Below are 23,505 nucleotides of genomic sequence, written 5' to 3'. Positions count from 1 at the left end.
TATGGCGATATAGATAATTTGCCCGGCGAGCGAAATTTACACTGTTAATTTTAAGCAATCTGATTAAATTAACGTCTTTTACTGGCCTTCTGAGCGTCACATAAAAAAACCAATGTAAAGTTATGTTTCTCAGCGTTTCGCTTTCCTACCAAACCTTCCATATAGCCAGGATTCTTACAAGCATAACTCTTTGATTTAATTGAAATATAGTATTCTGAAAATCAGAACTCTTTGCCCCTGCATAAACTGACAAAAATGCAAAAATTTTATTTTTGAGTGGTAAATCTGAAACCAGCCGTTATGAAAACGGCGTCGTGTGACGCTTCACACTGGCGAAACGGCATTAATAAAATCGTTTCTGATTCTCTATGATTGATAATAAAGGGATGAACAGAGAATGAAAATTTTGCGTATTATTTATCCAGACTCTAATAAGCAGCACATCAGGAAACGGAAGTTTTTCACAGACAGAATCTATCCCTCATCATGGTTACATTGTGTCTGTGAAAAGGACAACGGGCATTAGGGTGTACACTGGAACGACCTAAAGCCGCACGTAAAGGAGAGAATATGTACGGACCGGATCCGGCCAATCCCCATCCAATGGAAGGCTTCCCACAGGTTTGTTTTATTAAAAACAGGGTGAAAAACCCCAACATCATCATCGGTGATTTTACGTATTATGATGACCCTGAAGGCGCAGAAAACTTCGAGCGCAATGTCCTTTATCACTTCCCGTTTATTGGCGACAAACTCATTATTGGAAAATTTTGCGCTATAGCGAAAGGCGTTCAGTTCATTATGAATGGGGCTAACCACAGCATGGCGGGGTTCTCCACTTATCCGTTCTACATCTTCGGAAACGGATGGGAAGCAAGCCAGCCTCAGGCCGGTGACCTGCCCGATAAAGGCGATACAGTGATTGGCAATGACGTATGGATTGGTTACCAGGCGCTGATTATGCCAGGCATTAAAATCGGTAACGGCGCGATCATTTCGTCACGTTCTGTCGTCACGTCGGATGTCCCGGCATATTCGATTGTGGGGGGTAATCCAGCCAGGGTTATCAGGCAGCGTTTTAACGATGAGACCCTATCGATACTCGAGAAGCTGGCCTGGTGGGACTGGCCTGTGGAAAAGATTACCCAAAACCTCCCGGCAATCCGCTCTGCTAATGTTGAAGCCTTGCCAGATAAATAGCTATGCAGAATCACCCACGTTCGCTGCGGGCAAAGGGTGATGCGCATTCGTAATGTGTATGGATAATCGCGCGCAGCATGCTCTGCAAACATGTCAGAATTTAACGCTGGAGCGCGGATTTAAACAGGAGTCGTTATGCTGTACATATTCAGTGGCCTTCCCGGTTGTGGAAAAAGCACGGTCGCTAAAATGTTATCTGAAAAATTAAAAGCGGTGTATTTACGCGTCGATACGATCGAACAGGTACTGCGTAATGAATCAGCAGCGTTCAGAGAGATTGGCCCTGAAGGCTATTTCATCCTCTATGCGCTTGCGCGGGAGAATCTCAGACTGGGACTACCCGTTGTCACTGACTCAGTAAATGATCTTAATCTGGTGCGAGATAGTTTTCGTGATATCGCACTATCATCAGGTGTTCCCTTTCTGGAAATCGAAATCCTTTGTTCGGATCCGGAACAGCATCGGGCTCGTGTAGAGAACAGAATCTCAGAAATTCCTGGCTTAAAAGTGCCTGACTGGCAGGCCGTCATGGATCGTGATTATGAACCCTGGAGAAGGGATCATCTGCAGCTGGATACCGCAAAATTATCGCCCGCTGCGTGCGTCGATATAATTCTCAAAGCGAGCCTTCCGTTCTGAGCGCATTTAGCGCGCATCCTTGACGGCAATAAATTTTTTTGACCCTCAGGCTGCACCCTGCCCTACACGGGATTGAAACCGGTAAAACAGGGCCAGTCACGCTATGTTCTCAGCCTGTGCGGTAATAAACGTTGGCTGAATCCGGATTGGCTCAGAGCTTAAATGAGCTGACCTCTGTCAGCAGCCTGCCCGCCTGCTGACTCAGTGAGCCCGCAGCGGCAGACATCTGCTCTACCATTGCGGCATTCTGCTGCAGATTGCTTTCCATCTGCGTGACCGCAATGTTCACCTGGTCGATCCCATAACTCTGCTCTTTAGAGGAAGTATTGACCTGATTAATCAATTGCGTCGTTTCATCAACAACACTCAGAGCTTCATTCATTCGCGACGTCACATTCGCTGCGTATACCACGCCTTTATCCACATTCTGGATTGCTTCTTCAATCAGACCCCGGATATCCTGGGCTGCTACAGAAGAACGCTGTGACAATGAGCGGACCTCGCCGGCGACCACGGCAAACCCCTTGCCCTGCTCCCCGGCACGGGCGGCTTCCACTGCAGCGTTAAGCGCCAGAATGTTGGTCTGAAACGCAATGCCATCAATAATGGAGATAATTTCTGAAACCTTATTTGAAGAGACAGAGATATCGTTGATGGCACTTGTTAAATCATTCAGCTCACGGTTGCTATGGTTGACGATGGATTGCACTTTACCGATGAAGTTATTCGCCTCTGTCGCGTTATCCATATTGTGTTTCACGGTGGCCGACAGCTCGTTCATACTGGCTGCGGTTTGCTCAAGTGAAGAAGCCTGAGACTCTGAGCGTGATGACAGATCATCATTGCTGTGAGCGATTTCCTCTGACGCCGTATCCACCTCTTTGCTGGCATCCCGGACGCCTGACAGAACCTCCCGAAACTTAGTCACAAGGGCATTAAAACTGCCAGCCGTTGCGCCCAGTTCATCTTTTTTATTGAGATTTACCCGAAGAGTCAGGTCCAGGGTTTCCTCGATGGTTTTCATGGTGCTCTGTAAATTCTGCAGGCCTTTTCTGATATAGCTCAGGACAGAGTATGAAGAAAGGGCTGTCAGTATCACCGCGGCTACTATAATGCTGCTCAGAAGCCAGAGCGTATGTAGATACTGCGCATGGTTTTCCGCCGCAAAGTTATTGGCTATCATATAGTTATAGGCTAGAAGATCCTTCAGATTCTGGCTCACCACAACCGAGGCCGCCGCGGTCTCTCCCTGATCGGAAACCATGACCCTGGCCGCATCAATGCCGCCGGTCTGATAGACGCCCGCCATCTTATTTACTTTCTCGAGATAGACCCCGAAATTCTGAATAGCCTGATTTATTGACTCCCCATCCTTCTTATCTGAAATAAAATGGGCTTTATAGTCATCCATTGCCTCGCGCGTTTTGGTCAGATATTCCTTTGCAGTGACCATATGCTTTTCAAAAATCGCTTTATCGGTACCCAAAAGGCCCATCAGTATCTGCCGTCTTGCTTCTTCACGAAGCTGAGAGATTTCACTGATTTTGTTGATGCTGGGCAGGGAGTTGGTGGCCACATAATCGAACCGATCCTGTGCGCCGCCCAGAGAGCGGATACTGATAATGCCCAAAAAAAGCAGCGCCAGAAGTGTAAAGATAAAGACCAGCGTAAGTTTCTTTAAAATTGTCATGAGAGGTTACCCGAGGGAGAAGTCAAGATACCTTTCTTTTATCGGCTATCCTAAAACACACTTTATGGTCAGATGGTAAAACTAATCAGTTTCTTTTATGTTTTTGAAAGGTATCGAAACCCCTACTCATTACAGAAAGTGACCTTTTTCGGTTAAATCGGTGATGCAGCACGACTGGCGACGCCCGAACATAACGCGGTATTATGAGAGGAATAAGCGAGAAAACCTGGCAGATCATTGCCAGACACCACCGAGTGGAAAAAAGCTAAAAATCACGTGCAGGTCAATAACCTATCCCTTAAGCGCCTGCATGAATTAATAAAATTACTGTTAAAAATGAACTGGATCAGCCACGGACTCGCTGAACACATCAGAATACTTACTGATATCTGTCAGCGATTTCATACGCTTGCTTATCCGGACTGATACAGCTTCCAGCCGGTAATGCGTTCAGCCACTGGGTCAGCTGTCCCCTTTCCCTATGCTCGTCTGAACGAGCCTCGTTGCCAGGAAGATTGAGGATCACAGGAATAAATCTGAATGTTTGTTGCTACAGTAAATCGGGTATGCCCGATCATGAATGCAGTGCGGAGGTTAACCACGTCCTCTTCAGATCAACCTCTCATCGCACGCAAAATTCTGTCGCCAGGGATTGTAGCAACCCGTTCACTCTCATTTTGTGTCGAACGGGTAAGTGAGCAGGCTGACTGCGCCTGCTATTTCGTTTTGCAGGATGCAGTCAGGTTCTTCATCTAACAACAGACATAGTTGGGCAATGACTTTTGCACGGGTGATTGGCTCGCCATCATAAAAAAGAGCCTCCACCGCTTTACCAATGTGAACATGCAGTGCATTAACGGCGTTATCGTCACACATTTATCACCTCCGATGACATAAACCCAGAAAGGGGACCACCGAATGCCAGAAACGACGTCGGTCGGCCCCTTAGGATGCAGGACAACGATGGTCAGAAGGTTTCCCAGTTTGCTTTCGACGCCATCAGAGATACTGACGGTTGTGCGTTGCGCCTGGTAGTCTGCGCTCTGGGTGTAAACGTCCCGGAAGACGGCACACGGAAAACGGCAACGGTTTTTTCAAGCTCAAGCGCCTGTTCTTCCAGACTGCTGGCCGCAGCAGAAGACTCCTCAACCAGCGCAGCGTTCTGCTGGGTTGTGCTATCCATTTCCGTCATGGCCTGTGCAATCTGGGTAATGCCGCGATTCTGTTCGTCTGATGCAGCGGCAATTTCACCCATGATGTCCCTTACCTGCGTCACGGACCTGACGATACCCTCCATTGTCACGCCGGCGCGGTTTACCAGCTCAGTACCGTTACTCACTCTGTCCAGTGATTCCCGAATCAGCACTTCTATCTCTTTTGCGGCCAGTGAACTGCGCTGTGCAAGATTGCGCACTTCGCCTGCCACAACGGCAAAGCCCCGGCCCTGCTCACCTGCGCGCGCGGCCTCTACTGCCGCATTCAACGCCAGAATATTCGTCTGGAAAGCGATACCGTTAATAACGGTGATGATTTCGCCGATTTTGCCTGAGCTCTGACTTATTCCGCCCATTGTGGTTATCACCTCACTGATGATTTCCCCGCCGCAGCTGGCATTATGCGACGCATCCGTGGCCAGCTGACTGGCGTGATGGGCGTTCTCCGCATTCAGCTTAACGGTGGAGGTTAATTCCTCCATGCTGGCAGCCGTCTCAACCACGGCAGCCGACTGCTGTTCTGTGCGTGATGAGAGGTCGGTATTTCCTGCTGCAATCTCAGACGAGGCGCGGGCGACGTTATTCACCCCATCCCGGACCCGGGAGATGATGTTACGCAGGCTCTGGTTCATGGCACCCATGGCAGTCATCAGTTCGCCAAGCTCATCAGTACGGGAACTGGTTATTTCGGCGGTCAGGTCACCTTCAGCGATACGCTGTGCCGAAGTAAGCGTCTCTCTCAGCGGAACGGTGATGCTGCGGGTCATTCTCCAGGCGATCAAGAGACTGAGAGTGATACAGACAAGGGTGGCAAAACCAATCTGCCACAGTGCGGTATGCATGTATTTCTGAGCCTGTTCAGACTGAAAGAACGCGAGGTCAGTGATTGACTGATTCAGTTTTCCCGCCGCTGCGGTCATTTCATCTGAGGCGCGTTTTTCGACCTGCACTGACTGGAGATAATTATTTAACAGCGTGGTGCCTGAGGTGGTTTTTTGCGCCACATCGGCCAGAAGCGCACCGAGTGAGGTGTCAGCGAGACCACTAAGCTGACTGACGAGTGGTGAAAAACCGTCTTTGATTTCGTTAAACTTATTCAGTGTGGAAGCATCTGGCCCATGCATGAACGCCTGAACATAAAATGCAGCCTGTTCAGTTTTGAGGCTGAGAGCCAGCAGGGGTGCAGTAAGGTCTGCCGGGACATAAGCCTGTCGGGCAGCCAGTTTTTCCGCCACTGACGTCAGTCCGAGAGCCTGAATATCATTCAGAGAAAGGGCTGCACTGTGGTTGCTTGCGAGAAAGTGCTGACGCTTTTCCTGATACTGAGCCAGAGCAGTATTGAGCGCAGAAAGCTTTTCACGACCGCCTGTTGACCAGGAATATTTCTCAAGATTTTTGTACAAAGCAGACAACTGATTCATCGCCTCACCGTTGAGTTCGATGAATTTAGTGTCGCGGGTGTACTGAAATAGCGTGCGGTTCAGCCTCGCTTTCGCCAGTGCATCAACCATTTGTACCGTGACGTCGCGCTTTTCCGAGTTATCCTGGATTTTTAAAAAACAGAGGGCAGCAAGGACTGATATAGCCAGTGACGCCAGTATAACCAGCAAAAAACCCAGAGTAAGTTTCCTGCCTATATTGAGTTTTGACACTTTTTTTATAATATTCATTTTAATAATCCTGGTGTTGAAAAGTACCTGAGACTGACATTTCCTCAGGGTTACGTTACATATCGGCATAGCGACGATATTTATTAGAGCCACTTTCATCACCCGCCCTTAAATAATGATATTTATTGATGCAGATCACCTCTCTTAATATTCGTATCTGGCCGTGTAAATTAAGACCCTGATAATTTACCGGGTTATCATTCAGACTCTAACCTGAAAGGCTCTGGTGAAAAAAAAGCGATAAACTATTCCGCAGGCTTCTGATTTTGTAATACAAATTAAAAGGCATGAGACGGAATAGCATGTTAACTGAATAAATAGAGAGAAATAGCCGTCAGATCTTAAGGTTTTATTAAGCTTTGTGTTTTTACCTGGAAAGGTATTACCGGAAGGACAGGGACAAAGGGCATTTCAGCCTTCTTGTTTTCCAGAATAAGAATACGAGGTCAACGCGTTACTTAATTTTGTAAGCAGCCGATTATGCAAATGAAAAATCATTAACAGGCCTGCTTTAACATTCAGTCCGGAACCTGCGGGAGGATCTTTTTTCCAGCACGTGCATCAGGGCTAGCGGCTGCCCATCAGCTTTTCAACTTCTTCGGGTTTGTCATGCACACCAAAGCGGTCAACGAGAGTGCGGATCGCCTCGTTCATGCCTCTGACGTCCACGTCGGCACCTTTGACGGCGGAACTTAATTACGATGCGGTCCAGCACGCTGACCGACGTGATGTCCCAGAAATGGGTGAGCGACACGTCGATGACCACGCGATCCAGCGCCTCGTGGAAGTCGAAGTGATGGATAAACCGTTCAGCCGAGGCAAAGAAGACCTGCCCGGTTACGGTATAGGTGCGTGTCTCGCCCTTCAGCACAGAGGAGACCGCCATAAAGCAGGCCACTTTGGTGGCAAAGTTCAGAGACGCAATCAGCATGCCGGTCAGTGCCCAAACGCCAGATTGTGGGTGGCCACCACCACGGCAACGGTCGCTACGCTGCGCTGGATGACTTTTTCGGCAACAGCGCAATCTGGCTGATTGTGCAGCAGGGTGCCACTGACCTGGCGCAAACGGTCATGAGCAATCAGACGCTGGCACTGTTCAACTTCCCTGAGCACTTCCCCTTCAGCTCGCTGCTCTCCTTTATTGCCATGGCGATGGTGGCCGTGCTCTTTGTCACCTCTGCGGACTCAGGCGCCAGGGTGGTCGATACGCTGGCATCGGGCGGCACCGACAAGCCCCCCTGTCGGTATGGCCTGTTTAAGGCTTTACGCGTTGACGCCTGTTTGCAACAGTAAACGCCGTTCCGCACCTCAAAACCCGCTATTCAGCTATTTCCCTTGCTGACTTTTCACCCCCGCTATCCGTCAGTGACGCCCTCACCTGTGGCAGGCTTTCCGGGTAATTCTGCTGAATAAACTCAATCATCTTTTCCCGCACGTAGCAGCGTAAATCAAAGGCAATTGGGGAGTTCTGGGCAGTCATCAGCATCCTGATAGTCATTGTTTTCTCAGTGGTGTCGGTCACCTGAAGCACGGAAGTTTCCCCATCCCAGAGTTTGGTTTCACTGAGGACTTTTTCAAACTGCCTGCGCAGCGGCTCCAGCGGCATGGAGTAATCTACGTAGAGAAACACCGAGCCTAAAATCTGGGCATTGTTGCGTGTCCAGTTCTGAAACGGATTCTCGGTGAAATAAGTAATCGGCAGCACCAGACGACGCAGATCCCAGATGCGCACTACCACATAGGTCAGGTTGATCTCCTCAATCCAGCCCCACTCTTTTTCCACCACCACCGCGTCATCAATTTTGATAGGCTGGGTAAAGGCGATCTGAATACCGGCAAACAGATTAACCAGCGACTTCTGTAAGGCGAAACCAATAATGATACCGGCAACACCTGCACCGGCCAGAATAGTGGTGCCGAATTTACGGACGCCAGGAAAGCTCAACAGTATCAGTGAAATGCAGAACAGTACCAGGATGACAATAACCACTTTTTTGACATAGATAATCTGCGTACGAATTTTTCGTGCACGAAGATTATTCGAAATATTAATGTCATAGCGGATATAGAGCATATCCTGCGCCACATTGGTCAGCCGTATCAGGACCGAACAGAATGACATAATAATAAAGACGTTGATGATGTTAGTGATTAACTCAAGCGACTCAGGGTGAAAGTTAATGTAGTTAATCCCGACATTGATCATTAATAGCGGTACGAAAAAGAACATGGACCCGCTAAGGTGCTTCTCAAGGGATTTGAACAGCTTTCTGTCGCGACTCTGCCAGTAGCGGATAAAGGCCAGCAGGATAAGCCGGGCCAGGAAGCCCACGATAAACGAAAGCGAGACGAGTAATACAACAGGCACCCATGACGGGAAACCAGATAACTCACCGAATAACAATGGCATTATTTTCCCTTATAGTCAGCTGGCAACCTCAGGCTGTCAGCGAAGTGACAAACTCAGTAACCGTTGTCTGCACGGCTATCCGTTCGTAACACATTTAGCGCCCATGAGTATGAACCATTGCAGCGAAGTTGGCAGGAAATGCGCGGTGATGCGGCAGATTTACCTCAATGGCCCAAGCGAGCGGTCGGACTATCCCGCCCGGCGTAGCGGAAAATTCAGTAGCAAGTATTGAATCGGTGATGAAGCTGGTTCAGCCTTTGGGCCTGATGGTCATAGCAGAAGGCGTGAAAACACAGGGGCAGATGTCTGCACTGGCGGATGCAGGTTGTAATCAGCTTCAGAGCGATCTGTTCAGTCAGGCGGTGCCCGACCTGAAACGCTGATGAAGAGAGCGGCGCCAGACAGTCAGGCAGGTATCATCGCCTGACGGGATAGCCTGAGCGGAGTTGTACGCTCAGGTTATCCGCCAGAAAGACTAACTGCCCAGGCTGTCCAGCAGTGCGGCAGAGGTGGCAACCGCGCCAAAGATGCCGCCCTGCATATGGATCATACTCAGCGCCGCCTCATGATGACGCCGCTCCGTTGCGGCACAGCAATCAGATAACACCAGACACTCGAAACCGCGATCGTTGGCTTCACGTAGCGTGGTATGAACGCAGACATCGGTGGTTATACCGGTGAGAATCAGATTACGTATGCCACGACTGCGCAGTATCAGCTCCAGATCGGTGGCGTAAAATGACCCCTTACCTGGCTTATCAATCACGACCTCATCCGGCAACGGGGCCAGCTCCGGAATAATCTCCCAGCCTGGCTCGCCGCGCACCAGAATGCGGCCGCAAGGTCCGACATCGCCAATGCCGGCATTCATCCGTCTCGAACGCCACCGTTTATTGGCGGGCAAATCGCTGAGGTCGGGCCGATGCCCTTCACGGGTATGAATAATCGGAAACTGCCGGGCGCGCATCGCGGCCAGCACCTGCTGCAACGGGGCGATGGGTGCGCGGGTCAGGCTGACGTCATAGCCCATGCTATCGACATAGCCGCCGACGCCACAGAAGTCGGTCTGCATATCAATCACAATTAACGCCGTGTCAGCCGGGGTGAAACTGCCGTCAAAAGGCCAGGCGTAAGGGGTTGAATTAACGCTGTAATCGGGCATTGCTGTTCTCCATTACCGGGCGCGGCATGCGCATTTTGCTGATCACGCTGTAGCTGATGGCGGCGGTCACCAGACCAATCACTGCTTCACCGAACTGCGGGAAAGCCACATGAGCGATCACCGCACACAGGCTACCTATTGCCCAGGCGGCAAACGCTGTACCACGGAATCGCTGAGCCGGACGCTGCTCACTGATGCGCGCCATAAAGATCAAATCCACAATCATCACAGCACCAAATGGTGGCACCACGATCCCGAGCAGGCTGAGCCACTCCAGGAAGTAAGACCAGACGCCCGCCAGTGCCAGCGCGCCACCAATGGCGCCGAGGATCAGCGTCCACAGACGCATTTTGCTGCTGAACAGATGACTGAAACCCACTGCGCCGTTGTAGAGGCAGTGTGTGCAGACCGATCCCAGATTGATAAAGACAAACAGGCAGGCCACCACCGACAGGATGGCACTGTGCCCCATCAGCATCGGCAGGAAGTTACCGCCATTGGTCAGCGGATCCACCGCCGCGCCCACGGCTACAATTACCACGCCGAACAGATACGAGATGACGTTCGCAACCGGAAAAGCGGAGAAGGCAGCGATGACCGCTGAGCGTCCATTCTTCGACCAGCGGGTAAAGTCAGCGGTCATGGTGCCGGAGTCGGCAAAACCGGCCACCACCATGGTGACGGCGGTGCCCATGCTCATTGCGCCGGCGGCGCTGGCGCTGCCTTTCCACTGCGTCACCACGGAGAAGTCGTGCTGTTTGCTGATCAGCCACAGTGCCACCATCCCGAGCACCACAAACAGCGGCGCGGCGATCATCCCCAGCACGGACAGCGCCCGCACGCCCAGGAACGTGATGCCGGTGTAGAGGATCATGGCAAAGGCCGTCACCGCCAGCGCATTCCAGCCGAAGGTCTGATTAATCACCGTGCCGGTAAGGCCGGTCTGGAAGGCATACCAGCCGATCACCACCGTCGAGAGAAAACCCGAGACCAGGATGTAGCCTTTGCTGCCAAAGGTGCGTCTAGCCTGTAAAGCAAAGTTCATCCCGCTGTTACCGGCGTACCAGCTCAGCGCGCCGACATAGGCGAACAGCACCAGGTTGCCCAGCAGAATGGCGATCAGCGCGGGCCAGAAGCCCAGATGCCAGGTAATGATGCCGCCAAACAGCGCATTGGTGAGGATCATCGGGAATCCAAACCAGACCGCTGAAACAGAGCGGGTTGAATGACGATGCGTCAGCGGCACCGGCTCATGTTCAAATTCCTGCTCCAGCGCAGGTGTGTCAGACGTTTTCATTGGGCGATTCCGGGTTGAAGGTGATTCCACGGCTGAATGCGCTCGAAAGCGGCACTGGCAGCCAGCACTAAAGCATCATCAAGATGACGACCAACAATCTGCATACCGACCGGCAGGCCGCTGGCGGTGAAACCTGCAGGCACTGACGCGGCGGGCTGGCCGGTGAAATTGAACGGGAAGCAGAATGAGAGCCAGTGATCGTTGCGAACCATGCGACTATCAATGATCTCCGGTCCCTGCATTCCCAGCGGAAACGGCGGCACGGCCAGCGTCGGCGTGATCAACAGATCAAAGCGCTGCATAAAGCGCCACAGGCTATTGCTGACCGCTTTGCGGGTGGCGATGGCATCGGTAAAGTTCTCTGCCCGCCAGTCGCGCTGTAACATAGCGACCAGATGCGGTGACATTGTGCTGCCCTGCTCCGCCATCATCTGGCGCATGCCGGTGAGATCACTTTCCATCGCCACCAGTGCGCCAAAAGCGGCTGACGGATCCGGGAAGCCAGGATCGGCCAGCTCCAGTTCCGCACCGATTTCAGCAGCAAATCGCCTTACCGCCGCGCTGACAACAGCGCGGACTTCCGGGTCAACGGCCACATAGCCAAAATCTGCGCTGAATGCGATACGCAACTTGCCAGGCAGATGTTCTGGTGCACCCAGCCAGTCAACGTCGCTGCAGGGGATCGAGTGGCGGTCCCGCATATCCGGTCCTGCCATCAGTGACATCATCAGGGCGGCATCGCGCACGCTGCGCGTCATCGGCCCGATATGCTCCAGCGACTCCCAACTCGACACGCCGGGATAGCGTTCATCACGACAGCCGGGCCATAACGGCACCCGCCCCATCGACGCCTTGAAGCCAAAAATGCCGCAGTGCGCCGCCGGAATACGCACTGACCCGCCGCCATCGCTGCCCAGTGCAATCGGGCAAAGGCGTGCCGCCACCGCCGCCCCGGAACCCGCGCTGGAACCGCCCGGCGTCATCGCCAGATTCCAGGGATTACGTGGCGACGGAAAAAGCGGATTGTGCCCGACGCCGCTGTAGCCGAACTCCGGCGCGGTGGTTTTACCCAGCAGAATGGCGTCGGCGGCCAGTAGCCGTTCCACCGTGATGTCGTCATCTTCCGGTACGAACTCTTTGTATGCTGCTGAACCGGAGGTAGTGCGGACGTTTGCGGTGCAGATGAGATCTTTTACCGCCAGCGGCACGCCTGCCAGCGCGCCCAGTGTTTCTCCCCGCGCACGTCGGTCATCTATGGCTTTAGCCTGTGCCATCGCAAGCTCGGGTGTCGGGGTGCAAAAGGCCTGCACCGTCGGTTCACGCTGTTCCATCCTCGCCAGCGCCGCAGCGGTCAGTTCGCAGGCTGATACTTCCCCGTTGCGGATCAGAGCGGCCATCGTGGTGGCATCGTCGTCTAAAAAGGAGTCAAACATGGGTTACCTCGCCAAAAGTGTACCCATGAGCTAGTGCATGAAGCGTGCCAGATAGCCGCGAACTCAAGGGGCTGGGTCAGGGATGCGAGGTGGAATACGGGCTGGGATACAAGATCGAATTCTTATGGTGTCAGAAGCGGGTCGCTGTTTATTTTTTCAGCACAGTGATGGCGCAGGGCTGCGCAATAAGGGTGCGTGCCAGGTGAATGGTTTGTGGGCTGGCTTACAGAACGGTGTTGTTAATGCGCAACAGCGGCTGAAATGCTGGAATGAATAACCTCACTTTTACCATGGATGATTGACGGTGCTGAGCAGGAACTGAAAAATCGAGTTTCAGGGATTCATATGTTACGGCAGGGATGAGAAGTGCGTATTGAAGAAGATATTTATCTCGAAAACTACGAAATCAGACGAAAAAGATTTATTTATGACCGCCAGATTTATCACAGCTACGTTTTTGTTGGCGGCAGCGAAACTTACACTGTCATCGTTGGCGACCGGATAGATGAACAGACCTTTACCCGCATCGGATATCGGATGCCACCCGGTATCTCCTTTCCTGTTAACGGGCTGGCTGAGGTCTGTTTTGACGTGTGCGATGGTCTGGAGTGCATGAGCGATTTTCGCCACATCAGCATTCCCGGATTAGGTAGTGCAGTCGTTTTAAAAAGTGTAGTACTTGCGTTAATGGCACACCATGAAAGCTTCTCTATCGGCGGTTTTGTTTTCCAGCCTGCGTCTGGCGAGATCGTTGAACGCAATCGTCCGACTCCTCTGGAAGAGATCTACGACGCCATGCTTGGGTTAAAAAATGAACTACGCTACAATCGCCGAACAGGGTTGCCGAAGAAAGCGCCGCAACCTTTAATCCCGGACTGTTTCCAGGCTTATAAAGTAGTGACTACAGGGAGAGCTTGCTATGTCGTTTTATGATACACACGATGAAACAACCCCTTTAGCTCCGGTTGAAACCCGATATAAAGAGTTAAGGGCACTTTTGATTGCAGAGTGGCTGGCCCGGCCCGATCTGCCCGCCATTAAAGCTCAGTTAGCTCAGGCGAGAAAACGTTCGTCATCTGCCCTGTTGCGCCGCAAGCTGAAAGAACTGAATGCGCGCGACATGCAGGAAGCAAAGATTCCCGATTAGCACTCAAAGGCCCGATAAACGGGCCTTTCGTATTTTAATAGCTTCTGGTTCACCCGCAGGCGGCTTCCCGCCACCCACAATTCACCTCTATTCCGGAAAATCCGTCTCCACCGACGTCTGTTTCCACGCGTCTATCTCAGCCAGACGCTCTTTGAGCTTACCTGTCACGGCGTCATGGCCCCAGGCACCCATCACCAGATGACGTGGCGGGTTTTCATGCTCGGTAATAGCAATCATCGCCGCGGCGGCCCGCGCCGGATCGCCCTTCTGAGTGCCGCTGTATTCGGAGGTCGCTTTCATCCGCGCGGCGGCGGTCTCCGCATAGTCTGGCAGCGTGCTCGGCGTCTGATGCAGTGAGCGTCCGGCCCAGTCGGTGCGGAACGGACCTGGCTCAACACAGGTCACGTGAATGCCCAGCGGACCGGCTTCAAGCGCCAGCGAATCGGACCAGCCTTCCACCGCATGTTTGCTGGCAGAGTAGTAGCCTGAGCTGGCAAAACCGATTAAGCCTGCCACTGAGGTAATGTTGATCACGTGGCCGCTACGCGCCTTTCTCATTGCGGGCAGCACGGCGCGGGTCAGGGCAAACAGACCGAAGACGTTGGCATCAAACTGCGCGCGGATTTCGCTTTCCACACCCTCTTCCACTGAGCTCTGATAACCGTAACCGGCGTTGTTTACCAGCACATCAATGGTGCCGAACGTGTCCAGGGCCGCACTGACGGCCTGGTCGATGCTCGACTGCTGCGTCACATCCAGCGCCACCGCCAATGCGTTGTCGTGTCCTTCAACCAGATCGGCAATGGACGCGGTGTCACGTGCCGTGACGACGACCTTAAAGCCACGCGCAATCGTCTGCTGCGCCAGTTCACGACCAAAACCGGTCGAACATCCCGAGATTAACCAGACAGGGCTGGAATGAGCAGTCATAACAAGACTCCCGTTGAGAATGATGAAGGGGTTTAAGACCCGGACGCGAGGGCATCCGGGAATAAAGGTTAGTGAGACGCGACCGCCCCACTTAGCCCTTAATGCTTTTTATGAAACAGCTGACTGGCGGTGTCGCTGATGATTTGCGCTGCGCCGCGATCGCCCTTCACCATCGACGCCATAAAGGCTTTCGCCTGCTTGAAGGTGATGTGTGGCGGTAATGGCGCGACTTCCGGATCGGTTTTCACCTCCAGTAATACCGGGCGATCGGCGCTGAGCGCACGCTGCCAGGCACCGGCCAGATCGTCAGGGTTGTCGACAAAAATACCGACCATTCCCAGCGACTGCGCAAACTCAGCGTACTTCACATCCGGCAGCTGTTGTGACGCGTCGAAGCGAGGGTTACCCTCCATCACGCGCTGCTCCCAGGTGACCTGATTCAGATCCTGATTGTTGAACACGCAGACAATCAGGCGCGGATCGGCCCACTGCTGCCAGTATTTCTGAATAGTGATCAGCTCGGCCATGTTGTTCATCTGCATCGCACCGTCTCCCACCAGCGCCACCACCGGTTTTTCCGGGTGAGCAAATTTCGCGGCAATCGCGTAAGGCACCGCCGCGCCCATACAGGCCAGACCGCCGGAGAGTGACGCGCGCTGTCCCTGCTTCACCCGATAGTCGCGGGCAAACCAGTTGGCGCAGGAGCCGGAATCCGAGGTGACAATGGCGTTGTCCGGTAACTGAGGTGACATCTCCCACACTACCCGCTGCGGATTGACCGGATTAGCCGGTGCCATGGCACGCTCTTCCATCAGCGTCCACCAGTCACGTACCTGAACCGCAATATCCTCCTGCCAGCTGCGATCCGCTTTATGCTCCAGCAGCGGCAGCAGCGCGCGCAGCGTTTCTGCCGCATCGCCATGCAGGTTCACTTCGCTGGGATAGCGCAGGCCCAGCATGGCGGGATCGATGTCTATCTGCACCGCACGCGCCTTGCCCTCTTCCGGCAGAAATTCCGTCCACGGGAAGCCGCTGCCAATCATCAGCAGGGTGTCGCAGTTTTGCATTAAATCGGATGAAGGTTTCGTGCCGAGCAGGCCAATCGAGCCGGTAACAAACGGCGCGTCGTCCGGCAGCACATCTTTGCCCAGCAGCGCTTTTGCTACTCCGGCACCCAGCACATTGGCAACCTGCACCACCTCAACGGCGGCGTTGCGTGCGCCCGCACCGATGAGAATCGCCACTTTTTTACCGGCGTTAAGCACGTCGGCAGCGCGTTGCAGGTCCGCTTCGTAGGGGATAACTTTGGGACGCTGATAGCCGCTGCCGGAATGGGTGAAGCCATGCAGATGCTGCGGCGGCTGCCACTCTTCATCCTGAATATCTTTAGGGATGATGATCACCGCCACGCCGTTTTGCGCTTTGGCAATGCGCACGCCACGATCCAGCAGATGGCGCACCTGTGTCGGGGTCGAAGCTTCCTGAACGAAGTTAGCGACGTCCGAGAAGATGCGGTCCAGGTTCATCTCCTGCTGATAACTGGCTCCCCGCGCAGTCGCTTCTGCCTGTCCGGCAATCGCCAGCACCGGCGCATGGTCCATTTTGGCGTCATAAAGCCCGGTCAGCAGATGGGTTGCGCCCGGCCCGCCAGTTGAGAGACAGACGCCCAGCTCCCCAGTAAACTTCGCGTGCCCGGCCGCCATAAAGGCCGCCATCTCCTCGTGCCGCACCTGAATAAATTCGATGCCGTCACCTTTAGCGTTAGCGCGCTGGATAGCTCCCAGCACGCCGTTAATCCCGTCACCTGGATAGCCGTAGATGCGTGTGACGCCCCACTCTTTCAGGCGCTGGACAAAAAAATCACTGGTTTTCATGCTCATCGTCGCGTTGCCTTCATAGTCCATGCAGACTTAAAGCGTAGTCGACGATGCGCACTCTCCGTTAATTGTTCGCCATGGCCGGGTATCGCTGATGCAAATCACTGAATATTTGATTCATATCCGCCGTTTCGCCTATCTCCGCTACCGCCCGGAATACCTGGGTTTTCAGGAAATGACGCCAGCTGACCGGTGCGCCTGCCAGAAAAGCGGTCAGCAACTGGTAACGCTGAGGGGTCCAGAGCGTTTCAAAGCGATTCCGTGCCTCGCCGTGCTCAAAATGCTGCGCAGCGCGTTGCGGCATCGCGGCGCGAAGGCGCGCTGTGGCTGACTCATCCACACCGTCATCAACGATCACTACGCCATACTGCGCCCGGGCTGCTGCGACGCTGAGATAACCACAGCGCACATCCTGCATGACCGCCTCAGTCTCGCGCTGTGACGGCAGGCCATAACCGCCCGCGCCAGGGCCCCGCACTTCGACCACGTCACCCGGCTGGCAGTGGATTACGTCTGTGTTGCCGTGATTGATAACCTCGCCATTGCGCCGGGTGCAGAAGTAAGAGAGCGCCCCGTTCTGCCCGCCCACCAAGCCCGCCGAGGCAAACACCGACCGGTTACGGTTGCGCGCGGTAATCGTGGTGTTGGGCGAGAAAATCTCAAATGCCATTTCGGTCGCTAAGCCGCCGCGATAGCGACCTGGGCCGGCGCTGTCCTGAGCCAGCCCGTAACGATGAAAACGGATCGGGACTTCCGCTTCGTTGATCTCAATGGGCGTGTTTTTCAGGAAGGCAGACAGCCCGCCAGAGCCGTCAGGCCCGTCATGACGCGGCGTACCGCCCGCGCCACCACCCACTGGACCCAGAGAAGCAACCACGCTGCGGTTATGCGTCTGCGTGCGGATGTTCATGATTGAATTACCGCCCGGTGAATTGGCGGGAAGACGGTCCGGCATCGCCAGCGAGAAGACGCCGATTGTCGCAATCTGCGACAGTGCACAGGTCAGCGAGCGCATCCCCACCGCCGCCGGTGCTTCACAATTCATCACCGTACCCGGCGGCAGGATCGCCCGGGTCGGTCGCAGTGTTCCCGCGTTCAGCAGCAGCGAACGATCCAGTGTGGAGAGCACATAAGTGACGCCCACCAGCGCCAGCGGATGCCGTTCACGGCCGCCGGTCGGCATGTTCAGTGACGAGGCCAGCTGCGGGTCGCTGCCGGTGTAGTCCAGCTCCAGCTGATCGCCCTGCACCCGCAGTGTAATGGCGATACGGCAGGGATAACCGCCCTCGCCATCTTCATCGGCGTAGTCGGCATAAAAATACTCCCCATCGGGAATGGTGCTGATAATGCTGCGGGCCTGTGCTTCGGCGTAATCGAGAATCCCTTCTATGCCCTGTAAAAAATCGTCGATACCAAAACGGGCGATAATGTCGTGGATTTTACGCTCACCGACGTTAACTGAAGCCAGCTGTGCTTTGAAATCACCCCAGTTCTGGTCCGGCACCCGCACGTTGAGCCGCATGATGCTGGCGACCTCTTCATTGAGCTGCCCCTGCCGCATGATTTTCAGTGGCGGGATGCGGATCCCCTCCTGCACGATATCGGTCAGCGAGCGCGACAGTGAGGCGGGCACCGCGCCGCCGACGTCGGTGTTATGAATGTGCCCCACCACGAAGCAGACAATTTCGCCCTTGTAAAACACCGGCTTCCAGATGTGGATATCGGGCGAGTGCGTCGCCACATTGCCGGCGTAGGCGTCATTAGTAATGCAGATATCGCCGTCGGCGTAATCGTCAATCAGTGCCAGTACTGGCGCATAGTCGATGCCGCTGTACCAGGGTGCGCCAAAACTGCGCGGCGAGGCAAACGCCAGTCCGGTGCGGCTGACAATCTGGCAGGAGAAATCCTCCGTCTCTTTAACAAAGGTGGAGTGCGCGGTACGCATCAGGGTAAAGGCCATCGCATCAGCAGCAGCGGCGCAGTAGTTCGCCAGGATTTGTAAGTTACGTCCATCAATCGCCATGTTATGCCTCGTTCGCCGTGATCAGCAGGTTACCAAAGGAATCGACCGTCACGCCCATACCGGGCGGCACGCAGGTGGTGCAATCGTTCTGCGCAATGATGACCGGACCCCGTAACTGATGGCCGGCAAGCAATACGGTTCGCAGCACCACATCCACCTGATGCCATGCGCCGTCGATCCATGCATCGGTCTGTTTCAGCACTGGCACCGGTTCTGTCGCCGTTGCGAGCCGGTTAATCACCGGTTTTGGCGTGGGTGAGGCGATCACCAGCCGCAGGTTAATCAACTGCACCGGTGCCTGCGGGTCACTGTGACCAAACAGCTGCTGATGCTGGCGATCAAAGGCGTCATGCAGCGCAGTGAAATCTGCCTGCGTCAGCCAGCTCGCCTCCAGCGGCACGTCGATTTCAAACGACTGTCCGTGATAGCGCATATCCGCGCTGAACTGCAGGCTATAGGGCATGTCGCTGCCGTGCTCCTGCGTCAGCCAGTTGCAGGCGCGCTGCTGCAAGGCTTCGGCTTCACTGGCTAATGTGTCAGCCAGCGCAGGCGTCAGGTCGCCGTAGAGTGTGCGGATAAAATCGTTGCGGATGTCCGCTACCAGTCCGCCTAATGCGGAGAGCACGCCTGGCGTAGGCGGAACAATCACCCCTTTCATGTTCAGTTCGCGGGCAAGAAAACAGCCCATCATCGGGCCCGCTCCGCCAAAGGCGAGGAACCAGAATTCACGTGGGTCGAGGCCAAAGCGGGACAGCAGGCCACTGGTGTCGCTGTACATGCTGGAGATCGCCAGTTGAATAGCGGTTTCCGCGGTTTCCTCGACCGAAATAGTGAGGGCATCGGCCAGGGGCTGCCAGGCCGCCCGGGCGGCGGCAACATCCACCGTCACGGCGTTATAACCCAACGCACCGTGGCCCATCATGCCGCAGGCGGCAAAGGCATCGGTGGCCGTCGGCTGTGTGCCGCCGCGCTGGAAGCAGACCGGACCCGGCAGCGATCCGGCACTGTCTGGTCCCATCTGCAATACGCCCTGCCCGTCAATCCACGCCAGCGAGCCGCCGCCTTGCCCCACTGAGGTGACGGCGACAGAAGGAATAAAGATCGGGAAGTCGCCGATGATTTCGCCGTTGCCCTGCGCCACTTTGCCGTCAATGATCACCGCTACGTCGGCGCTGGTGCCGCCAATATCCAGGCTGAGGATTTTGTCAAAACCGCAGGCGCTGGCCAGATAGCTGGCCCCGATCACCCCGGAGGCGGTGCCCGAGAGCACCATCTGGACGCATTCGCGTTTCGCCTGCCCGACGCCCATTACCCCACCGTTGGATTTGGTGATACGCGGCGGCGGCTTTACGCCAAGCCGTTTCAGCGCCTGCTCAAAGGATTCCAGGTAGTGAATGACCATCGGCTGCACGTAGGCATTAATGGTGGCGGTGATGGTGCGTTCATATTCACGAATAATCGGCCAGATGTCAGCGGAACAGGAGGTCAGCAGCTCAGGCGCGACTTCCTCAATAATCGCTTTTACTGCTGCTTCATTATGCCGGTTGCGATAGCTGTGCAGCAGCGACACGACAATACCCTGACAACCTGCGGCGCGTGCCTGCTCAATGGCGTCCAGCACGCTCTGACGATCAGGCGCGTGCAGCACATTGCCGTGGGCGTCAATGCGTTCGCGGATGGCAAATACCCGGTCGCGGGTAATCAGCGGTGCGGCACGCCGGGAGAAAAGATCATGGATATGCGGAATTTTCAGCCGCGCCAGCTCCAGAACATCGCAGAAGCCCTCGGTAGCAAACAGTGCCAGCCGCACACCGCGCCGCTGGATCACCGCGTTAATCCCTACCGTCGTGCCGTGGGTAAAGTAGCCAATCTCAGCGGGATCAATGCCCTGATGCTGCTGAAATTGCGTCAGCCCGGTCTCGATTTCGCTGCCAGGTTTGTCCGGGCGTGACAGGACTTTGAGGGTATGGATCTGGTTCGTTTGCTGGTCCAGCACGGCGAAATCAGTAAAGGATCCACCAATATCCACGCCAACGCGGTATCGCATATCGGGTTAACTCCAGAGTTATGAGAGCGGAAATTCCATCAGCGTCTCGGGATGCTGCACAACACGCCAGCCGAGTCGCTGGTAGACCTGATGGGCATCCTGGGTTGAAAGCATCCAGCGGTGCACCGTTTGCAGCTCCGGATGTTCACGGACGCAGGTCGCCAGCCAGCTGCCCAGCCCGTGACCGCGCCAGTTTTCATCAATGATCACGTCGCACAGCCAGCCAAAACGGGTGTAGTCAGTGATCAGTCGGGCAAAACCTATCTGAGTCTGCTGGTGATAAAGACCAAACGGCAGCGAACCGGCAATCGCCCGCGTGGTTTTGGCCTGCGGCTGACCTTTGGCCCAGTAGGACTTCTCCGCCAGCTGAATATGGATCCAGGCAAGGTCCAGCCGCTGGCGATCGGTAGAAATGGTGAACATATCGCGCTGCCACTGCTGATCAGCAATCTGTAATGAGTCCATGGCAACTCCTTGTATCGGTTGAAATCATTTTAAAAGGGTTCGGACGATGGTTGAGGCTGTAGCGCGCCCTGAAACCGGGTGCAGCCACTGAATTTTGTAACGGAAAAAAATTTTATGCTGAGGGAAGATTGGGCAGATTAAAGCGGTATAGAGGTAACGGGATAACGGGTCAGGCAGGCAGCCAAAAAGCGGGATGGGTGTGACGGCCCTCTCTCCGGTGGACGCAGGAGAGAGGCAACGCCGGGCAGACATTTATACGCCGAACTCCACAGTGTGCTTCCCGATGAGCGATCGTAACGGCACGCTGCTTTTCATGATCGGGGATTTAATCACGATATAGCTGAAGTACTTATCAATGCCGATCTGCGCATCCAGCATCTTCTCAATCACTTCCTGATAATGTTCAATGCTGCGGGTAATAAAGCGCAGCAAATAGTCATAGCCGCCGGTGATCAGATGGCACTCCATCAGCTCATCGACGTCGCGCATCGCACTTTCGAACTTCATAAAATCTTCGCGGCGATGGCCTGACAGGGTGACTTCGGTAAAGACGGTCACCGAATCGGTAATGCGGGTGAGATTAATGTGCGCTTCATAACCGGTGATAAAACCAGCCTGTTCCAGACGTTTGACCCGTTGCAGACAGGGACTGGGCGAGAGACCGACGGCGTCGGCGAGGTTAACGTTGCTGATACGGCCATCTTTCTGGAGTTGCACCAGGATGTTGATGTCGATGCGGTCAAGTTTCATTAAGCCGTTCATAGCACCCCCCTCATTGTCAGAGCCTGTTGGGCCAGGCGCTTAATCAAATGTTCAGAACCTCCCGAAGATATAACACGCTTTACCGTAAACGCGCCAGCGCTTCGCAGTGGTTATACCAGCGGGAGGCTTTCAAATTATTCTAATAAAATCAATGAGGAATGCAGATTTAACCCAACCGGCCCGTGGCGCGGGCCAGCGCAATATCAAAGATATGCAATGCCTCTTCCAGTTGTGAGTCGGTCGTGACCAGCGGTGCCAGGAAACGGATGGTGTTGCGATGCAGGCCGCATTTGATCAGCAGCAATCCTTCCTGGCAGGCGCTGTCGAGGATCTTCTGGGTAAGCGCCGCATCGGGACGCCCCGTTTCGAAGTCGAGAATTTCCACCGCCTGCATAAAGCCCACGCCGCGCACATCACCAATGCAGGCATATTTGTCCGCCAGCTGTCGCAGACGGGCGTTGAGCTGTTCGCCGAGCTGACAGGACCGCTGCAACAGGTTCTCCTGTTCAAACAGATCCAGTACCGCCAGCGCCGCCGCACAGCCCAGTGCGTTGCCGCCGTAGGTGCCGCCTAACCCGCCTGGCGTTGGCGCATCCATGATCTCTGCACGGCCAACCACACCGGAAATCGGCAGACCGCCGCCGAGGCTTTTCGCCAGGGTAATTAAATCTGGTTTGATCCCCAACTGCTGGAAGGCAAACATGGTGCCGGTACGCCCAAAGCCGGATTGCACTTCATCGCAAATCAGCAGAATGCCGTGCTGGCTGGTGATACGACGCAGCGCCTGCATAAAGGCCGGTCCGGCTGGCAGGAAGCCGCCATCGCCCTGTACCGGCTCGATGATAATCGCGGCCACACGCTCAGGCAGGATCTGCACAGCGAAGAGCTGATCCATCGCTTTCAGGCAGTCCGCTTCGGTGATGCCGTGCAGCGGGTTCGGGAATGGCAGACGATAGATGTCGCCAGGGAACGGACCAAAGTTCTGTTTGTAAGGCGCGGACATACCGGTCAGGGTGACGCCCAGCAGGGTACGCCCATGAAACGCACCATCAAACGCAATGATGCCGGGCCGCTGGGTGTGCGAGCGGGCAATCTTCACCGCATTTTCCACGGCTTCGGCGCCGCTGGTGAAGAAGACGCTTTTGAATGCCTCATCGCCGCCGACCAGTTTGTTCAGCCGCTGTGCCAGTTCAATGTAGCCCGGATAGGCCACCACCTGAAAACAGGCGTGAGAAACCAGACCCAACTGCCTGGTGACCGCATTGACCACCGCAGGGTGATTGTGGCCGACGTTCAGCACGCCGATGCCGCCAACAAAGTCGAGATAGCGATTGCCCTCCACATCCCATACTTCACTGCCTCTGGCGCGTTCGATCACCAGCGGATGGGCGGTCACTACACCGCGCGGCACATTCTGCTCACGTGCATCCAGTAACAGGCTGTTATCGGAATATGCTTGCTGCTCTGCCATGACATTCTGCATTTTAAACCCTCATCCACGTAACGTTCGGTTGGCTCAAGTATCGCAACCTGCTGGTT

At 54.6% G+C, this 23,505-nt stretch carries 18 protein-coding genes and 3 pseudogenes; 6 read left to right on the top strand and 15 right to left on the bottom strand.

Translation table 11 applies throughout. From position 1 onward, the window contains the following. The first annotated feature begins 570 nt into the window (after positions 1 to 570). Both EE896_RS07435 and EE896_RS07430 read left to right on the top strand, forming a co-directional pair. A complete protein-coding gene (locus tag EE896_RS07435; RefSeq protein ID WP_140916204.1) occupies positions 571 to 1,200 on the top strand; it encodes a Vat family streptogramin A O-acetyltransferase in 630 nt (209 codons plus the stop codon). A gap of 135 nt (positions 1,201 to 1,335) precedes the next feature. Beyond that, positions 1,336 to 1,839, top strand: coding sequence for a P-loop nucleotide/nucleoside kinase family protein (locus EE896_RS07430; RefSeq protein ID WP_033762735.1), 504 nt, complete (start codon positions 1,336 to 1,338; stop codon positions 1,837 to 1,839). Between the two features lie 151 nt (positions 1,840 to 1,990). Here the strand turns inward: EE896_RS07430 and EE896_RS07425 are convergent, their stop codons facing one another. The 4 genes and pseudogenes from EE896_RS07425 to EE896_RS07410 form a co-directional block, all read right to left on the bottom strand. Then, complete coding sequence (locus tag EE896_RS07425) at positions 1,991 to 3,529, bottom strand: methyl-accepting chemotaxis protein (RefSeq protein ID WP_078805171.1); 1,539 nt, start codon at positions 3,527 to 3,529, stop codon at positions 1,991 to 1,993. A 672-nt stretch (positions 3,530 to 4,201) separates the two neighbouring features. Beyond that, a complete protein-coding gene (locus EE896_RS07420; RefSeq protein ID WP_105099032.1) occupies positions 4,202 to 4,405 on the bottom strand; it encodes a hypothetical protein in 204 nt (67 codons plus the stop codon). 91 nt (positions 4,406 to 4,496) lie between these two features. Beyond that, positions 4,497 to 6,413 (bottom strand): methyl-accepting chemotaxis protein, encoded by a 1,917-nt coding sequence (locus EE896_RS07415; RefSeq protein ID WP_140916205.1) that lies wholly within the window; start codon positions 6,411 to 6,413, stop codon positions 4,497 to 4,499. Between the two features lie 567 nt (positions 6,414 to 6,980). Next, positions 6,981 to 7,403, bottom strand: a pseudogene (locus EE896_RS07410) (STAS domain-containing protein); the annotation flags it as partial. Between EE896_RS07410 and EE896_RS07405 the strand changes: the two are divergent. Beyond that, positions 7,402 to 7,676: pseudogene (locus EE896_RS07405) on the top strand (BCCT family transporter); the annotation flags it as partial. The pseudogenes EE896_RS07410 and EE896_RS07405 overlap by 2 nt on opposite strands. A gap of 55 nt (positions 7,677 to 7,731) precedes the next feature. Here the strand turns inward: EE896_RS07405 and EE896_RS07400 are convergent. Continuing rightward, the gene (locus tag EE896_RS07400) at positions 7,732 to 8,823 is read right to left on the bottom strand and encodes a mechanosensitive ion channel family protein (protein WP_003852412.1); all 1,092 of its coding nucleotides are present in this window, start codon (positions 8,821 to 8,823) and stop codon (positions 7,732 to 7,734) included. 200 nt (positions 8,824 to 9,023) lie between these two features. On the opposite strand from EE896_RS07400, the pseudogene EE896_RS07395 reads away from it, so the two are divergent. Then, positions 9,024 to 9,206 (top strand): annotated as a pseudogene (locus tag EE896_RS07395) (EAL domain-containing protein); the annotation flags it as partial. Positions 9,207 to 9,298: 92 nt separating this feature from the next. Here EE896_RS07395 and biuH read toward each other — a convergent pair. From biuH to EE896_RS07380, 3 genes are read right to left on the bottom strand one after another with little or no spacing between them, the layout of a single operon-like run. Continuing rightward, on the bottom strand, positions 9,299 to 9,985 hold the full coding sequence (biuH, locus tag EE896_RS07390) for a biuret amidohydrolase (protein WP_008926914.1): 687 nt from the start codon (positions 9,983 to 9,985) through the stop codon (positions 9,299 to 9,301). Next, a complete protein-coding gene (locus EE896_RS07385) occupies positions 9,966 to 11,282 on the bottom strand; it encodes a purine-cytosine permease family protein (protein WP_008926915.1) in 1,317 nt (438 codons plus the stop codon). Before EE896_RS07385 ends, biuH begins: the two co-directional genes overlap by 20 nt. Beyond that, complete coding sequence (locus EE896_RS07380) at positions 11,279 to 12,715, bottom strand: amidase (RefSeq protein ID WP_110411296.1); 1,437 nt, start codon at positions 12,713 to 12,715, stop codon at positions 11,279 to 11,281. The genes EE896_RS07385 and EE896_RS07380 overlap by 4 nt, the downstream gene beginning before the upstream one ends. Positions 12,716 to 13,081: 366 nt before the next feature. On the opposite strand from EE896_RS07380, the gene EE896_RS07375 reads away from it, so the two are divergent. Together EE896_RS07375 and EE896_RS07370 are read left to right on the top strand one after the other, a co-directional pair. Then, a complete protein-coding gene (locus tag EE896_RS07375) occupies positions 13,082 to 13,648 on the top strand; it encodes a hypothetical protein (protein ID WP_008926917.1) in 567 nt (188 codons plus the stop codon). Next, positions 13,635 to 13,862, top strand: a complete 228-nt coding sequence (locus tag EE896_RS07370) for a hypothetical protein (RefSeq protein ID WP_003852400.1) — start codon at positions 13,635 to 13,637, stop codon at positions 13,860 to 13,862. The genes EE896_RS07375 and EE896_RS07370 overlap by 14 nt, the downstream gene beginning before the upstream one ends. An 87-nt stretch (positions 13,863 to 13,949) precedes the next feature. Here EE896_RS07370 and EE896_RS07365 read toward each other — a convergent pair whose 3' ends face one another. The 7 genes from EE896_RS07365 to gabT form a co-directional block, all read right to left on the bottom strand. Beyond that, positions 13,950 to 14,792: an oxidoreductase gene (locus EE896_RS07365; protein WP_105099029.1), complete on the bottom strand. Its 843-nt coding sequence runs from the start codon at positions 14,790 to 14,792 to the stop codon at positions 13,950 to 13,952. Positions 14,793 to 14,890: 98 nt separating this feature from the next. Further along, positions 14,891 to 16,672, bottom strand: a complete 1,782-nt coding sequence (locus EE896_RS07360) for a thiamine pyrophosphate-requiring protein (RefSeq protein WP_003852397.1) — start codon at positions 16,670 to 16,672, stop codon at positions 14,891 to 14,893. A gap of 61 nt (positions 16,673 to 16,733) precedes the next feature. Then, a complete protein-coding gene (locus EE896_RS07355) occupies positions 16,734 to 18,692 on the bottom strand; it encodes a hydantoinase B/oxoprolinase family protein (RefSeq protein ID WP_110411295.1) in 1,959 nt (652 codons plus the stop codon). Between the two features lies 1 nt (position 18,693). Then, positions 18,694 to 20,739, bottom strand: a complete 2,046-nt coding sequence (locus tag EE896_RS07350; protein ID WP_008926919.1) for a hydantoinase/oxoprolinase family protein — start codon at positions 20,737 to 20,739, stop codon at positions 18,694 to 18,696. 18 nt (positions 20,740 to 20,757) lie between these two features. Next, the gene (locus EE896_RS07345) at positions 20,758 to 21,204 is read right to left on the bottom strand and encodes a GNAT family N-acetyltransferase (RefSeq protein ID WP_003852392.1); all 447 of its coding nucleotides are present in this window, start codon (positions 21,202 to 21,204) and stop codon (positions 20,758 to 20,760) included. A 252-nt stretch (positions 21,205 to 21,456) separates the two neighbouring features. Then, positions 21,457 to 21,966, bottom strand: a complete 510-nt coding sequence (locus EE896_RS07340; RefSeq protein ID WP_003852391.1) for an Lrp/AsnC family transcriptional regulator — start codon at positions 21,964 to 21,966, stop codon at positions 21,457 to 21,459. Positions 21,967 to 22,132: 166 nt separating this feature from the next. Then, complete coding sequence (gene gabT / locus EE896_RS07335) at positions 22,133 to 23,449, bottom strand: 4-aminobutyrate--2-oxoglutarate transaminase (RefSeq protein ID WP_140916207.1); 1,317 nt, start codon at positions 23,447 to 23,449, stop codon at positions 22,133 to 22,135. Between the last annotated feature and the right edge of the window lie 56 nt (positions 23,450 to 23,505).

It is taken from the genome of Pantoea eucalypti, assembly GCF_009646115.1.
Lineage (GTDB): Bacteria > Pseudomonadota > Gammaproteobacteria > Enterobacterales > Enterobacteriaceae > Pantoea > Pantoea eucalypti.
The sequence above is the reverse complement of the archived record's forward strand: the minus strand, read 5'-3'. Positions and strand labels throughout refer to the sequence as shown.

Bases quoted from the DNA above. Each gene is read 5' to 3' on its own strand.
- gabT (WP_140916207.1), bottom strand. From the start codon at position 23,449: ATGCAGAATGTCATGGCAGAGCAGCAAGCATATTCCGATAACAGCCTG.
- EE896_RS07340 (WP_003852391.1), bottom strand. From the start codon at position 21,966: ATGAACGGCTTAATGAAACTTGACCGCATCGACATCAACATCCTGGTG.
- EE896_RS07370 (WP_003852400.1), top strand. From the start codon at position 13,635: ATGTCGTTTTATGATACACACGATGAAACAACCCCTTTAGCTCCGGTT.
- EE896_RS07360 (WP_003852397.1), bottom strand. From the start codon at position 16,672: ATGAGCATGAAAACCAGTGATTTTTTTGTCCAGCGCCTGAAAGAGTGG.
- EE896_RS07420 (WP_105099032.1), bottom strand. From the start codon at position 4,405: ATGTGTGACGATAACGCCGTTAATGCACTGCATGTTCACATTGGTAAA.
- EE896_RS07350 (WP_008926919.1), bottom strand. From the start codon at position 20,739: ATGCGATACCGCGTTGGCGTGGATATTGGTGGATCCTTTACTGATTTC.
- EE896_RS07365 (WP_105099029.1), bottom strand. From the start codon at position 14,792: ATGACTGCTCATTCCAGCCCTGTCTGGTTAATCTCGGGATGTTCGACC.
- biuH (WP_008926914.1), bottom strand. From the start codon at position 9,985: ATGCCCGATTACAGCGTTAATTCAACCCCTTACGCCTGGCCTTTTGAC.
- EE896_RS07425 (WP_078805171.1), bottom strand. From the start codon at position 3,529: ATGACAATTTTAAAGAAACTTACGCTGGTCTTTATCTTTACACTTCTG.
- EE896_RS07380 (WP_110411296.1), bottom strand. From the start codon at position 12,715: ATGTTTGACTCCTTTTTAGACGACGATGCCACCACGATGGCCGCTCTG.
- EE896_RS07430 (WP_033762735.1), top strand. From the start codon at position 1,336: ATGCTGTACATATTCAGTGGCCTTCCCGGTTGTGGAAAAAGCACGGTC.
- EE896_RS07345 (WP_003852392.1), bottom strand. From the start codon at position 21,204: ATGGACTCATTACAGATTGCTGATCAGCAGTGGCAGCGCGATATGTTC.
- EE896_RS07435 (WP_140916204.1), top strand. From the start codon at position 571: ATGTACGGACCGGATCCGGCCAATCCCCATCCAATGGAAGGCTTCCCA.
- EE896_RS07355 (WP_110411295.1), bottom strand. From the start codon at position 18,692: ATGGCGATTGATGGACGTAACTTACAAATCCTGGCGAACTACTGCGCC.
- EE896_RS07385 (WP_008926915.1), bottom strand. From the start codon at position 11,282: ATGAAAACGTCTGACACACCTGCGCTGGAGCAGGAATTTGAACATGAG.
- EE896_RS07415 (WP_140916205.1), bottom strand. From the start codon at position 6,413: ATGAATATTATAAAAAAAGTGTCAAAACTCAATATAGGCAGGAAACTT.
- EE896_RS07400 (WP_003852412.1), bottom strand. From the start codon at position 8,823: ATGCCATTGTTATTCGGTGAGTTATCTGGTTTCCCGTCATGGGTGCCT.